This is a genomic window from Ruegeria sp. CL7 (assembly GCF_056536445.1).
Window position 1 is genome coordinate 76,928 of sequence record NZ_JBQFPQ010000011.1, and the last position, 13,692, is coordinate 90,619.

The following is a 13,692-nucleotide window of genomic DNA, read 5'->3' on the forward strand; positions in this document are numbered from 1 at the left end:
TTTCACGAGGACCAACCTCGAACAGAGGGTCTCAAAGCTTGCGACAGAGCCTTTATGGTCGTTGAGGGTCGATCCTGTCTGCCCCCTCCGGCAGGATACGCCCGATTAGAAACTCGTTGTTCGAAAATACTGTGGTGACGCAATCCGCTGCGGCCGTACCTGACTGAAGCCGGATTACGGCGTAATCCGCGCGCAGCGCAGTGTTCTTGGTACATTCCCCGTCAAAGAATGCGCGACGTGCCTGCAATAGCTGATACCAGCGCACTACATCAGGTTTGCTGGTTGGAATGTATTTGAAATTTACGACAAACCCTCGCCCACTCAATCGTTCCATCCCGCCGGGAAACGGATCGCCCTCCAGAATTGATCCTCCTGCAATTGCCTCCTGCACCACGATTGCCGCATTCGGTGCCGTGTTGGTGCGGATCCATGATAGAATATCGCGTTCGGAGGCGCTGAGAGCGGCTTCGAGCCTGATATGTGGGGGATACCGCGTGACGATTTGCGCCAGACTGCCCAAGGCCTGGGGCAGTAAGAGCAACAAAACTGCGGTGCAGGTTGCCAGAGCGAGCCGCGGTCGCTGGTCCTGCTCGACCAGTTCCGACAGCATATGCGCCAAAGCCAGAAGCGACATCAGACAGATTAGCCCGGCAGGACGCAGCAGATAGAAGGGTGCCAGCAAGTAGCGGCCATCGTCCAGCATGTAGATAACAAGCGCCAGAAGGACATATACATTCAGCCCGATCAACCAGATCAGCAAAGCCCGGTCCCTGAACCGGTCGCGTAGCATTACGAGCGCAATCAAAAGCGCCAAATGCACGCATGCACCGGGCAGCCAGGCTTTGAGGAAATGGCGGATGCCATCGAGAAGGGGAGCAACATGGAAGTGCGCTGAAAGTTCTGTGTAGATCGCGTTTAGCGAGCGATCGAGGCCCGAGGTATCGACCTCCACCCCGATCCGCTCCCGGATCAAGACAAAGAATAACGGCAGGATCAGCAGGAAGAATCCGATCGCGAGACGTGCGGATTGCCACATGCGACCTGTTTTCAGAAGGTGCAGCAGAACCAGTGTCACAGCCCAGAAACCACCGACCAGAAAATGCATGTAGGTTGCCACTGCCAACGCGATCATAGCCATTATCCAGCGGCCGTTCAGCGCTGAGGTGATCGCGAGGAATACCGCAGCGTAGGCAAAGACCTTCGCCTCTATTGTGTCGAACATCCATTCATTGCCAAGAATACCTTGAGCGCTTTGACAAAATATCAGGAGTGAGAGAGCCAGTTCGGCCACCCGCAATCCGAAATCGCGTGCGATGGCGGCAACCCCCAAGGCAGAGAGCAACCAGAGTGTCAGTGCGAAGATCGTCTTAGCGGCTTCAAAGCCTGCCAGTGTGATAACGTTGCCGATCAGCAAAAAGCTGACGATGCGTCCCTTTGAATCGTCGAAAACCGCATGGCTGTCTGTGAATGCGTCGGGTTGCGCAAATCTATAGGAGAGATCGAAATAGTTGATCTCGTTACCCGACCATTGCACTGGCCACATAAATGGACCGATGACTGCGATTGCGGTTAGAGCAAGTAACCAATAGCTACGGCTCGTTGCAATGTCGCCGACCTGCCCCAGCGCTCCTTTCATCAGCCCCCCCATAGCACAGGTTGCCATTGCAGTTGCTATTAGTGCCCGCATTCATCCCCCTTTGCGCATGCGGCTGCAGTTTAGTGAGACATAACATAGTTATGCATATTTTTTGCAATATTTATAAAGCTTTGAACGCTGGAGGCAACTTTGGGAGTTTTTGCTTTAGGATTTGAAGGTGTTGTCTAGTCGCACGTTTCAGATCAGGTTTTCTTGCACTTTGAAGACCGGTTGCCGGGTGCATGGTTGTCATCGTATTCGGCGTCGACCGCCGCATGATGAAGCTTCGCGAGGGGAGCTTTCCAAATGTAGACGGCGCAACTCAGGTGATCCAGTGGTGCAACACCTTCAGCGAAATGGTTCTGATCACGCCCCCAGCGAAGACATTAATATGGATTCAAGGAATCAATGCGAGCCGTGATGCGGTTACGCCGACGTTTTGGCACTTTGTTCGAAGAGCCTGCCGGTTTTGAGCATGGCATGTATTATGACTGCCAGCTTGCGCGCGGCGGCAACTGTCGCGCGCTTGAAACCGATCTTCTCCCGGAGATTGAGATCCCTCACAATCGCTGAACTGCGGACCAGAAACGGGGTGAGCAGCAATCGCGTCCTGCACTAAAAATCAAACTGGACCAACCATGCGGGTCACGTTCACGCAACGGTTTCGCCGGAATCTTGTGACACATTCCGGCTCTGAAGGGATGAGTGTTTCGTTTACAAGCATAAAGGCCCCGCCCAGGCCCTGTTTAAAGCCAGATAGTGAGTTAAGATTTTATTTTGTAACACAACCACCTTATCCTGTCATACGCCCTAAGAGCTAAACGAGGGAGATTTGAGCAATACATCGTTCTCAGATTTCCATCGGATTAACTTTGTTCTTGATAGTTATTTAAGCGGAAACCATTTTGCCCCGTTATCTCCAGCCAATGACCATTTTGAAGCTTTAAAGCCATGATTTCAGAGCTCAAAGATAAGCGCCTGCTCCTCAGGTTTCTCAGTATCAGCGTTCTGGGTACGATTGCGGATTACCTGTTGGCGCTTTTGCTCGTTCTGACTATTGCAGCCCCTTATGTTTTTGCTTCGATATGCGGCTTTGTGCTGGGCTCATTTGTCAATTACTGCGGGCATAATATCTTCAGCTATGAGCATACCGACAAAGGCACAATCTCGCTCCAAGGATATGGCAAATACCTGATGGCGGTTCTGTCATCTTTGCTGGCCCGCCTCGCTGTAGTGGCGGCTCTGGGATATGTGACAACCTTGCCGTTTTGGGTCATCCTTCTGATTGCGATCGGGGCATCTTTTGTTACCAGCTATGTGATTTCGACACTCTGGGTGTTTCGCAAACCGGATTAGGCATCGATGTAAAGCTCGTACCACATCATGTAGTTCAAAAGACCCCAGAGCGGGCGGCCATTGTCTCGTTTCCCGCTCACATGGTCGTTGATCAGTGTCTGCACCGCCTGAACCCGAAACAGGCCTGTGCGCCGAATATTCTCGGGCCCGAGATAGCGCATCATCAGATCTTTCAGCTCGATCTTGAGCCAGCGGGAATAGGGCATTTCAAGCCCGACCTTCTTTTTGTTGAGAATGCTGTCGGGCAGATCGTTTTCCATTGCCCGCCGCATGAGATGTTTCTTGCGCCGGTTCTTCATTTTCAGATGTGAGGGGACTGTGGCCATGAACCCGGTCAGCTCCGGGTCGGTAAAGGGCACCCGGGCCTCAAGAGAATGCGCCATGGTCATCCGGTCATTCTTGATCATCAGATCGTCGGGCAGGAAAATGGTTGAATCGATATACATCAGACGTGACAGTGTCTCTTCCGCACCGCAATGTGCGTAGGCCGCCTGAAAATGACGCACCGAAGGCTGCAAGGACCCGGTGTCTGCAACCCCATCAGCGTAAAGGTCCAGTTTTTCAGCTTCGCCCAGGACAATCCGCCACCACAGATGTGCTTCTTCCGGTGGCAGATCCAGCCCGCCTAAAAAACGCTTGGCCTTGAATTCAAAGCTGAGTTTCTTGTCCGACACAGGCAGGCAGTTCACCAAAGGCTTCATCACGCCGTTCCGAATGAAACTGGGTATCTTCCGGGCTTGTTTATACATGTTGTAGGCTGCGTGTGTATCATAGCCGGCGAACGCCTCGTCGCCGCCTTCGCCCGACAGAACGACAACCACTTCGTCCTTGGCCAGTTCACTGATGAAATATGTTGGTATTGCAGATCCGTCCCCATATGGTTCGTCGGTGAAGGTCAGGTATTTCGGTAACATATCACGCACCATATCGGCGGTGACGGTCACCTCACGATGCTTGGTGCTGAACTTCTCGGCCACAATTCGGGCATAGGGCAGCTCATTGAAACTTTGATCTTCGAAGCCGACAGAATAGGTGTGGATCGGTTCATCCACATGTTTGTGCATGAGTGCGACCAGCGTACTGGAATCCAGCCCCCCCGACAGGAACACGCCAATCGGCACATCCGCAACTAGGCGCCGCTGCAAAGCCTTATCCATCAGGTCATAAGACCTTTGAATCGCCTCTTCTTCGGTTATGCCGGGATCAACGTGGAAGTTCAGATCCCAATACCGCTGCGTCGTCACTGTGCCGTCGCAGGTGACAGTCATGTGATGCCCCGGCGGTATTTCAGAAATACCTTCAAAGGCTGTCTGGGTTCCTGGAATGTAGTTGAAGGTCAGGAAATCATGCAGGGCCTGCATCGAAGGTTTCCGCACAACCCGGTCATCGGCGATGATCGCCTTGATCTCAGAGCCAAAGCGAAAATGGTCATTATCTTTCTGGTAGAAGAAGGGTTTGATCCCATAGCGGTCACGCGCCAAGTGCAATGACTTACTGCGCGTGTCCCAGATCGCAAATGCAAACATCCCGTTGAGTTCCGGGATCATGTCGAGGCCAATTTCCTCGTAAAGATGGATCAGAACCTCGGTATCCGTGCGGGACTTGAAGACATGGCCGCGCTCTTCAAGGCGGTATTTCTCTTTCAGTTCCTGAAAGTTGTAGATTTCGCCATTGAAGACAATCACTACAGTGCCGTCCTCGTTTGTCATTGGCTGATGACCTGCATAAGACAGGTCAATCACCGAAAGACGCCGAAAACCCAGCGCAACGTCCTCGTCCAGCCAGACGCCATCATCATTTGGTCCGCGATGGGCCAATGTTGCTGCCATTGCCGTGATCAGCTCTTTTTCGGGGCGATCAGCCGCCGGGTCGACCTGCAGGATTCCGCATATTCCGCACATATCAATCGTTATCCTTTACAGTACTTGTACTCTTTCCTGTGGCTTGGGCCTTGGTCGGATCTACGAGGTTGACCACCACGTCTCCCCCGCCCAGAGAACCCCGGAACCGCGCAACGGTAGCGTATTCCTTTTTGATCCTCTCCAGTATTCCCGGATATGTGGTCCGGGCGTGCACCGGCATCGTATAGACCAACCAGGTTCTGCCTGACTGTGAGGCCAGGCGATCCAGATCATCGGTCGTTTCGATGACATCCCACCCCTTGTCATAGTATGCATTGAACGGAAATCCTGCGATCCCGACAGCAAGAACCGTGTCCCCGGGTTGCAGGTCGCTTTCAATCAGATTGATGGCACCATTGAAATCCTGTTTTGGCAGATACACGTGCAGGAGGGATAAAAGAGATACCGCCACAATGCCTGCGCATATCAGTCTGGGCAGCCATTTCGTGGCTGCGGCGGGCAACCGTGCCAGGTGCGCAGTCAACTGGCCGGCAACAAAGGCACCGCGGATCACGATAAGTATCGCAAATCCGAAGGTGAAAAAGAAAAACCTTGGGAACAGGGTATACCCGATACTGGTCATTGCTATGAAACCGACTCCAACCGGGATCAGAAACAACGCCACAACAACCGGTCGCGTTCGGGCAAAGCTGATGACACCAATCGCAAAGACAAGGCCGGCGGCTATCACAACACCCGCACTGGCCAACCCGATTTGCAGACTGCTGAACAGTTCTGCCAATGCCCAAAAAGGGTTGGTCCACTCGTTGTCTTCGCCCTTCAGTCCGGAATTCAATAGCGCCCCGCCGACCATACTGGGCAAGACCAGAGCATAGACCTGAAACGTAAACAGACCCACCGGGATGAAGCCACAAAACAACCCGTTCCAGCGATAGCGCTTGTATTGCTTGTTTTGCTGGACCCAGGCTGTGCTCCAGATTGCAAAATGCGCAAGCACCATCAGCCCCATAGTAGGGTGCGCATACGCCCCCAGGACGACGGCAAGGCAATACAGCCCCCATTTGCGGGGGCTCCCCTGGCGCATGGCGTCCAGAAACCAGGTGCTGGAAAGCAGGGCAAAGAACAGTAATGCGGTGTAACCACGTGCATTCTGGCTGAACCAGATGTGGTGATAGGAAAACGCCAATAGTGCCGCCGCAAACAGAGCCTCACGAGTCGGGCCGACGCGTCGGGCAAAAAAGTAAATAGCGGCAATGCCGGCAATGCCAAAACCGACCGCAGGCAATCTCAAGGCCCAGACACTGTCACCGAAGACTGACAAAGACAGGCGCGCCAGCACCGAGAACAGGACATGGTTGTTGGCATCGTGATAGGTGCTGACGATCTGCCCGATTGTAAGGGGCATGTAATTTACAGATGTCAGAATCTCATCATACCAAATGCCGGTATCAAGCTGATAAAGACGCAAAGCGGTAGCGCACACCAACAGAAGGCCAAAGATCAGTGTCTGGACTGAACTGGCAGGAGAAATCTCAGGGTACTGTGGGGACAGTGGGCGGCCAATCGGCAGAAGCCGCAATAACAGAAGATACACCCCTATGATGATGAGCCCGGCCTTGAACAGCCAGATTCCTTGGGCAAAGGCCGGATCTGTCGCCGTATCGGTGCCGCGCAGCACCTGGGTGAACAGGCTGTTCGGCAAAAGCAGCCCTAATACAACACCCGCTATTCCCGCCAAAGTGCCAAAAGAAAACCTGCCCATCTAACTAAGTACTCAATACCATAGACATCTATATTCCAAGCGCCCTGCGAAGCTTTGTAGAACCGGTTTCAATACGACAAAGATTTCGTCTCCTGTCATTCATATCAATTTTTAGATCGGCAGGAACTTATTCTGAAGATGATCGTAGTTTAACGAAACAATTTCCAAGGATGTGTAATTATGTTTCATGTTGGTGTAAATCTACCTCGGTAAAGAGGTGTGGAAAGAGAATTGAGCCTGAGTAGATTGGTTTTATGGCATCCTGGGATGCCAGAGGTTGGATTGTTTGATGGCGACATTTGAAAAAGGGTCTGTTTTCCCCGGCAAGCGTGATTATCGGACTGGTGCTGTCTTGGTCGGGCTTATGGTTGCGGTTTTGCTGACGCTGATATTGCGCCTTTGGGGGGTCGAGCTACGCAGTATGTCCCATCCGGAAATCTATGTTCCTGGTATTGACCTGGTTGCCGGTATTTCCGAACCACCACCGCGCCATAACCTTGCCGAGACCATATGGTGGCATTTCCATGATGAGCCGCACCCGATGGGCTGGTATGTATCCATGCTGGGCTGGACCAAAGCCTTTGGGACATCCCATTTTGCCCTGCGGTTCCCCAGTGTATTGTTCGCTGTCGGCTCGATTCCACTGGTTTTCCTGATCGCCCGCAGCATATTCGGATCGACCGTGGGGTGTCTGGCCGCGTTGTTGCTGTCTCTTCATGGTTTTCATGTGTTCTGGAGCCAGATGGCTCGCATGTACGTCGCTGGGGCCTTCCTGTCGTTGCTGGCGACTTGGCTTCTTCTGTGTCTTGTCAGAACACGCGAGCCGCGCCCGGGTCTTGAGATTGCTTATGTTGCCTCGGTTATCGCAGGGGTTCTGACGGTTGAGCTATTCTGGCCCCTTATCATGATCCACGCGTTCTGGGCTGCTCTGGTTTTGCCCCGACTAAAAGTGGATGGTCTACGGTTTCATCAACGTATCGGTCTGCGGCAAGCCCCACGGTTGCTGCAGGTGCAAGCGTTTGCCTTTATCCTGTCTGCCCCTGCCCTGACACATGCGGTTTATCGTGCGCGTAAAGGAGCGGCCCCTGATCCTTCTTTTGACTTTCTGGTCGAGTATTTCTCTTTTGGGTTCCTGTTTGCGAAAGACGATTTTGCAGTCCCACTACTGCAAATCGAGCCGATCTGGACCTGGCTGGTTCTGGGCTTCGCCCTGTTGCTCCTGGCGGCCAGCCTGAAAGCTCCAAAACGCGAAGCGCCAGTGATGCGCGCCCAGCAGAAGATCCCGGTATGGGTTTTGGTGTCGGCGGCGGTCTGCCTGGCCTGTTTCATGTTTTGGCTGGGTTCGATTGCCCATCGCAGAAACGAAGCGCTGATGGCGATGTCTGTTTTACCCTTTCCGGCGCTGCTCATCCCCGTTCTGGGCAATATATGGGGAGACGTTGTACCTAGACTGCCTTCGACCACGCTGCAATATCCTCAGGAGCGGACACTGCTTTTATGGCTGATCGCAGTTGTCTCTCCGCTGATCCTATTTGCAGCGTCCTACAAAGTTTCTATCCTCGCCCCCAGAGCTTTTCTTCTTTTCGTGCCGTTTCTGCTGATCCTGTGCGCGGCGGGTGCAGTGTGGCTGTCCCAGCGCCACCGTGTCAGGGTGGCTTTGATCTGCCTGTGCATGGTGGTGTTTGCCGCCAGTATACCTTACGCCGCTGGTAAGCCGGGCTCTCCCAATGACTATCAGGGTATTGCAGAGGCCGTACGGCCGGAAATGAAAGACGGTGATCTCGTTTTCTTGCGGGACCGCAATTGGGTTGATACGCCGCTATTCTATTACATTAATGATGCGAATTTCGTCGTCTCCGAATACGATACATCTTTGCGCACCAACCCCACATCCCGCGCCTGGCTGATCACGTGGCCCCACGAAGGAGACCTTGTCATCACCGATGCACGGCGTGAAGCCCTACAGAATTATGAGCGTACTTTGAAAATTGAACGTTTGCGGGCCAGCGCCGAGCTTTTCGAACCTGATACCGGGCATTGATTACCCGGGCGGTCCTCCTGGCGACCCCTTATCGGGAGGGCGTGTCTGGTTGACAAATGCCAGTCTGCGGGTTGGTCGACTTGCCCACAGGCGGGTCAATGTGTCTGATCATCCAGGCCAAGGCTGCTTTCGACAATGTAAAGCGGGCGTTTCTGAGCCTCCGCATAAAGTCGCCCAAGATATTCCCCGATGATGCCCAGCACGACAAGTTGGAGACCGCCGATCAGCAACACTGCAACCATCAGCGAGGCATAGCCAGGTACATCTACACCGTAAATAAGAGTGCGTGAGATCAGGAAAACACCATAGATGATCGCGGCCAATGCTGTCAGCATTCCAACATAGCCTGCAATCCTGAGAGGTACGGTGCTGAACCCGGTAATACCGTCCAGCGCAAAGTTCCAAAGGCGCCAGTAGTTGAACTTGGTCTGCCCCGCCGCACGCTCGGGGCGGTCATACGCCACTTCCGTGTGCCGAAACCCGACCCAGGCAAAAAGGCCCTTCATAAAGCGGTTGTGCTCGCGCAGCTGAACGACAGCCTGAACCACGCGTCGGTCCATAAGGCGGAAATCGCCGGTATTGGCGGGTATCGGCACGCCTGAGAGCCGGTTGATGACCTGATAGAACTTCAGCGCTGTCCAGCGTTTCATCGCGGTATCGCTGTCGCGGTGGCGCCGGACGGCATAGACGACATCGAACCCTTCGCGCCACTTTTCAAGAAATGTCTCGATCAGCTCGGGCGGATCCTGCAAATCCGCGTCTATCGGAACAACGGCTTCACCCGCAGCTGCATCCAGCCCCGCCGTCAATGCGATTTCCTTGCCGAAATTACGTGAAAAGTTCAGCACCTTGATACGATCATCGCGCTCATGCGCAGCAGCCAGAATCCTGGCGGTCGCGTCTGTGCTGCCGTCGTTCACGCAGATGATCTCGTAGCTTTCCCCAAGCTGATCGAGGAATTGCCCCAAGCGTGCGAACAGGGCCGGCAGAACCTCTTCTTCATTGAACATGGGCACGATGATGCTGAGCGTCGGGACGCTTTCGTCCGGGGCTTTCCCCCGAGACAGGAATGTGGGGGTGCTCATGTTTAAATTTACCATAACGCGTAGCCTTTCCCGTGCGTCCGGGGATAAGTGACCATGGTTTTGCCTTGGGCTCAAAAAGTTCTGTGTGCGTGCGTATTTTTTTGAATTTCAGTGTCTTTTCACAGTCACTAAGCACCTCACGCCGTGCATTTGGTGATGACAAAGTTTTTAGTTTGGCGTTATTTGGCCAGTCAGGCGCATGCCTTATTCTAGGTTGCCGGATGGATTCTCTATCGCGCCGAGCGTCAGCTTTTCGGACCAGGTGACTGCACCATCCCCGCCAACCATCGACACGTCGATCACATCGGGCACCTCACCATTCCAGCCTGCGGTATAGAAACACCCGCCATGTATGGTGTGGCCACGGCTCTGAACGTCGTAAAAAGCGCTGCGGATGGTTGGCGTCGCGGTGTGTATTACGTCAATTCTGTCCCCCCGAACGGGGGGCGCACAAATTTCCGAGAACCGCAGAACCGCTGTTTGTGTGACGCAGACACGGCCGATTTCGGGCCTGTCACTGTCGGCGCACATGAGGCTGCCGGAAAAGCCGGGGCTTTGCGACAGGCAGACATAGGCGGCACCTTGATACAAATAGACGGAATTCTCGGCCGGGAAGGCCTCGCAGGCCAGCGCTCCTTCATACAGCCCGCCCTCGGCGTACCAGTCCAGGTCGTACATGTCCTTGAAGATGCCGGGACGAGAATTCCCGGCGTGAAATACGGTCCAACCAATCATGTCCCCCCAAGCCAGATCGGGGTAATCTGTATGGCCGACGATGCGGAATGGCGCCCCGTCATACCCTTCCAGTTCCGCGACCCGCGCCATGATTTTTTCGGCAAGCGCCTCATCACGGTCTCCCATTTCGGACTGATCGCTCCAGACGAAAGGCGCCATGAAGGCGTATGTGAGCGCAACGATCAGGGGCAGGCCCAGAATGATGGGCGCCGTGAACCCTCTTGCCCGTATTTCGGCATCAACAGCCAGATAGAACACCGCAGCCAGCAAGCCGACATATGCGACGGCCCGAGACGGCAGCCATGGTCCGTCATAGGCGAACCAGATCAGAAGAGGTAACAGGAGAATCCCGATCATGCCCACCAGGATACGCAGGGCGTTCATCCAGTTGCGCGGAGGGCGCGCAAGGACATAAATGCTCAACCCGACGCTCAGCAAAACCCCTATTCCGATATAGGCTGAGTTCAGAGTCTTGACCGCAAAGGGTATTCTCTGAAGCGATCCCCGCCAGATCTGGCCAAGCAATCTCAAGCTGTTTTCAAGCTTGTCCTGCAACTCGTGCGCCGAGGCCAGGGCGACACGGTTGGTTGTGGGGACATGGTCATGCAGTTGGGCAGCCAGATGGGCCTGCGCAACATAGGCCAGAAGGCCAAGACATGACCCAATTGCCGACAGCAGGATGAATGTGCCCACATCTGTGGTCTTGTATCGGTCGGTTCGGATCATCGAGACAAACAGGATCACGGCACCGAACGGGACAAAAGGTTGATAGAGTGCTGCACAAAGCGAGATGCATTGCGCACCGATCAAAAGCCAGATCACCCGAGCGCCAAACGCATGAAGGATGCCGCGTTCAAAACATTTGAAACCGGCAACGGAAAGCAGCAACGCCAGCGGGAAAGCAAACACGTGGCTCGAAAAGGTAAGGGCGTTGATCATATAGATGTGATGAACGCCAAGCGTGAAAATCAGGAAGGTCGCGAAGGGCCGGGTGTCACGATCGCCGGACTGCCGCGCCAGAACCCATGACAGCAGAAGAAAGGCGCCTGCCGCCAGACCAGTCTGCAAAACGGGCAGAAAACGTTCCTGGAGAACATGAACATACAGCACCTCCATCGCCCAGCGACCTTCCTCGGTCGTCCAGTTGAGAGGGAGCCCGCCTTCGGGCGCGCCATGGACCTGACGCCAGTCATCCGGGTTTCTGCCATCCCTGATCAGGTCCGGTGCGGTTGTGAGTGCATAAATGAGCAGGCTGGCGGAAATCGCGTATGGCCAGCGAAATTTGACTGGTAGTGCAATGCTCATGTTATGCGCTTTCTGCAGATACGTGGCGCATGAGTGCCGATCACCCGCTCAGAAATACTCTTTCAACTTGCGGGCGCGCTTCATGTCGGACGGTAGGGACACCGCCGCCCGAACCAGTCTCGCTACCGCGCGCATGCCCGGAATCGTTTTGAGTGCGGACAGCTTCTTGGATGTGTTCAGCAGGTTTTCATAGATCTGATTGTCAGCATGCCTGAAATCCTTGGCATGTAAATCTTCACCATTGTTCTCGGTCGGCGCAGACACAACCGAGGTCGCTTTGCGGTTAACTTCAAACACGACAAAGGATTCAAAAAAACTGATCCCCCAGGCTCGTTTTTCCGCAGCATTTGGTGCCAGTTTCCAGAAACGGTGGTTGATACGATCAACCATGTTCATGGCATATTTGACGAAGGATCGGTTCCGAAGCCCGAACCCCTCCATGTAGGATGTATGCGTGTCCTCCACGACCAGCATGCCCCCATCGCGGATATGCGGCAGCAGGCATTCAGTTGTGATGATCTGTTGTTCATACGTATGGCCGCCATCGTCCAGGAGGATGTCGATTTCACCGACCTCTTTTGCAATTTTCTCCAGAAAGGCCGGATCGCTCTGGCTGCCGATGAAAATTTCAAACCCATCCTGTTCCCAACGTTTTGCGCCGGGGTTCAGTTCAACACCGATGATGCGGGCTTGCGGCCCGAAAAACTCGCGCCACATGAACAAAGACCCGCCACTGAGAACCCCGATTTCGACGAAGGTAATTGGCTTGCCGATGTAGGGAGAGAAAAGCTTGTCATACACATCGAAGTAGGTCGAATGCTTGCTGCTTTTGTACGGGCTGTTCAGGTAAGCTTGATAGCTTGCTGCGGTCACCGGCATTTTCTCAGGTTTCATTTCGTGGTCCTGTAATTGAATAAAGTTCACTCGTAAGCAAGGTCATGGCCCGTCTGTCTGTCATATATGATGCCGATGCAGGATCATGTGTCGAGACAAATACTCCTTCACTCTAAAACACAAAACTACCGCAATCTCATTTCGGAACGGACCCGATTGGACAGCCCCGTCCTGAAGGCCTGTTTCAATATGGGGGCGTAAAGCTCCTGGGTGGGGTCAAACTCTTTTCGCATGTGTCGTAGTGAATGGCACTGCCCGCAATTAGCCTTAAGTCAACAGGGATGCTTCATAAAGGGCGTATGCGCACAGTTTTGCATGTTCCGTAGCGCGCCAGTTCGGAAAAGGCGCGGGCGGGCCCCAAATCTGAGACCCGCCCGTGCTTTGATTGACAATTTCTCTAACCTGAGGCGGTTGTTGCCATCAGGCAAACAAATCCGCGTATGGATTCGGCGACGAGTCAATGAATTCCACATCATCGTCGACCCCGAGGCTTTCCACGCTGTCGCCAACGTACCAGTCCGGTTCTCTGCCGCCCGCGAAATCGAAATCGGTTTCGGTTTCATCCAGGACAACAGCGCCGTCCACCAGCACCTGAAGGCGGTCAGTATTCTGATCGACCATCAGAGTCACCTGATGTGCCTCTCCGTCGTTCAGATCAAGATCCTTGATCTTATAGCCATCACGGAAATCGCCATCGTTGTTGTCGACTTTCGCGACCAGATGACCCTTTTTGGTCAGCTTCAGACCGAAGTTCGAGTGGTTCCAGACAAGCCGCTCGGCGCCGGTATCGTCTTCGCCTCGGGTCATCTCGAACGATAGAGAAACTTCCTCGGCTTCTGCGTAACCAGGCACTTTTCCGATGTTCCCCCGGCTGTCCTGATTGCTTATGTCGATCATCAACTCGCCCTGAGGTTCGGCAATGTTGATGGGGTTTTCGATGTCGGCCTCTGTTTCAGGCTGATTGCCTCCGGCCTCGGGTTGGTTTTCCCCGGTTTCGGGCTGGCTGCCTCCGGTTT

10 protein-coding genes are annotated in these 13,692 nt (G+C 54.0%); 3 read left to right on the forward strand and 7 right to left on the reverse strand.

Annotated elements, in window-relative coordinates; genetic code table 11:
- Positions 1–52 precede the first annotated feature (52 nt).
- Entirely contained in the window at positions 53–1,687 is a 1,635-nt protein-coding gene (locus ACR0LI_RS19165) for a hypothetical protein (protein WP_480719051.1), read from the reverse strand.
- A gap of 191 nt (positions 1,688–1,878) precedes the next feature.
- Here ACR0LI_RS19165 and ACR0LI_RS19170 point away from each other — a divergent pair, with 191 nt between their 5' ends.
- Both ACR0LI_RS19170 and ACR0LI_RS19175 read left to right on the forward strand, forming a co-directional pair.
- A complete protein-coding gene (locus ACR0LI_RS19170) occupies positions 1,879–2,109 on the forward strand; it encodes a hypothetical protein (protein ID WP_480719052.1) in 231 nt (76 codons plus the stop codon).
- 478 nt (positions 2,110–2,587) lie between these two features.
- Entirely contained in the window at positions 2,588–2,992 is a 405-nt protein-coding gene (locus tag ACR0LI_RS19175; RefSeq protein ID WP_171725000.1) for a GtrA family protein, read from the forward strand.
- Here ACR0LI_RS19175 and asnB read toward each other — a convergent pair.
- Both asnB and ACR0LI_RS19185 read right to left on the reverse strand, forming a co-directional pair.
- Entirely contained in the window at positions 2,989–4,893 is a 1,905-nt protein-coding gene (gene asnB / locus ACR0LI_RS19180; protein WP_480719053.1) for an asparagine synthase (glutamine-hydrolyzing), read from the reverse strand. The two genes, ACR0LI_RS19175 and asnB, sit on opposite strands and share 4 nt — an antisense overlap.
- 1 nt (position 4,894) lies before the next feature.
- Complete coding sequence (locus ACR0LI_RS19185) at positions 4,895–6,616, reverse strand: glycosyltransferase family 39 protein (protein ID WP_480719054.1); 1,722 nt, start codon at positions 6,614–6,616, stop codon at positions 4,895–4,897.
- Between the two features lie 289 nt (positions 6,617–6,905).
- Here ACR0LI_RS19185 and ACR0LI_RS19190 point away from each other — a divergent pair, with 289 nt between their 5' ends.
- Complete coding sequence (locus ACR0LI_RS19190) at positions 6,906–8,657, forward strand: glycosyltransferase family 39 protein (protein ID WP_480719055.1); 1,752 nt, start codon at positions 6,906–6,908, stop codon at positions 8,655–8,657.
- Positions 8,658–8,752: 95 nt separating this feature from the next.
- On the opposite strand, the gene ACR0LI_RS19195 is transcribed toward ACR0LI_RS19190, so the two are convergent.
- The 4 genes from ACR0LI_RS19195 to ACR0LI_RS19210 all read right to left on the reverse strand — a co-directional run.
- Positions 8,753–9,742 (reverse strand): glycosyltransferase family 2 protein, encoded by a 990-nt coding sequence (locus tag ACR0LI_RS19195; protein ID WP_480719056.1) that lies wholly within the window; start codon positions 9,740–9,742, stop codon positions 8,753–8,755.
- A gap of 204 nt (positions 9,743–9,946) precedes the next feature.
- Positions 9,947–11,782 (reverse strand): hypothetical protein, encoded by a 1,836-nt coding sequence (locus tag ACR0LI_RS19200; protein ID WP_480719057.1) that lies wholly within the window; start codon positions 11,780–11,782, stop codon positions 9,947–9,949.
- A 48-nt stretch (positions 11,783–11,830) separates the two neighbouring features.
- Entirely contained in the window at positions 11,831–12,676 is an 846-nt protein-coding gene (locus ACR0LI_RS19205; protein WP_480719058.1) for a class I SAM-dependent methyltransferase, read from the reverse strand.
- Positions 12,677–13,096: 420 nt separating this feature from the next.
- Positions 13,097–13,692 (reverse strand): hypothetical protein (locus ACR0LI_RS19210; protein ID WP_480719059.1); only part of this gene is annotated, 596 nt, incomplete at its 5' end.

Excerpts from the sequence above, each read along its gene's own strand:
- ACR0LI_RS19165 (WP_480719051.1), bottom strand. The coding sequence starts at position 1,687 with ATGCGGGCACTAATAGCAACTGCAATGGCAACCTGTGCTATGGGGGGG.
- ACR0LI_RS19170 (WP_480719052.1), top strand. The coding sequence starts at position 1,879 with ATGGTTGTCATCGTATTCGGCGTCGACCGCCGCATGATGAAGCTTCGC.
- ACR0LI_RS19175 (WP_171725000.1), top strand. The coding sequence starts at position 2,588 with ATGATTTCAGAGCTCAAAGATAAGCGCCTGCTCCTCAGGTTTCTCAGT.
- asnB (WP_480719053.1), bottom strand. The coding sequence starts at position 4,893 with ATGTGCGGAATATGCGGAATCCTGCAGGTCGACCCGGCGGCTGATCGC.
- ACR0LI_RS19185 (WP_480719054.1), bottom strand. The coding sequence starts at position 6,616 with ATGGGCAGGTTTTCTTTTGGCACTTTGGCGGGAATAGCGGGTGTTGTA.
- ACR0LI_RS19190 (WP_480719055.1), top strand. The coding sequence starts at position 6,906 with ATGGCGACATTTGAAAAAGGGTCTGTTTTCCCCGGCAAGCGTGATTAT.
- ACR0LI_RS19195 (WP_480719056.1), bottom strand. The coding sequence starts at position 9,742 with ATGAGCACCCCCACATTCCTGTCTCGGGGGAAAGCCCCGGACGAAAGC.
- ACR0LI_RS19200 (WP_480719057.1), bottom strand. The coding sequence starts at position 11,782 with ATGAGCATTGCACTACCAGTCAAATTTCGCTGGCCATACGCGATTTCC.
- ACR0LI_RS19205 (WP_480719058.1), bottom strand. The coding sequence starts at position 12,676 with ATGAAACCTGAGAAAATGCCGGTGACCGCAGCAAGCTATCAAGCTTAC.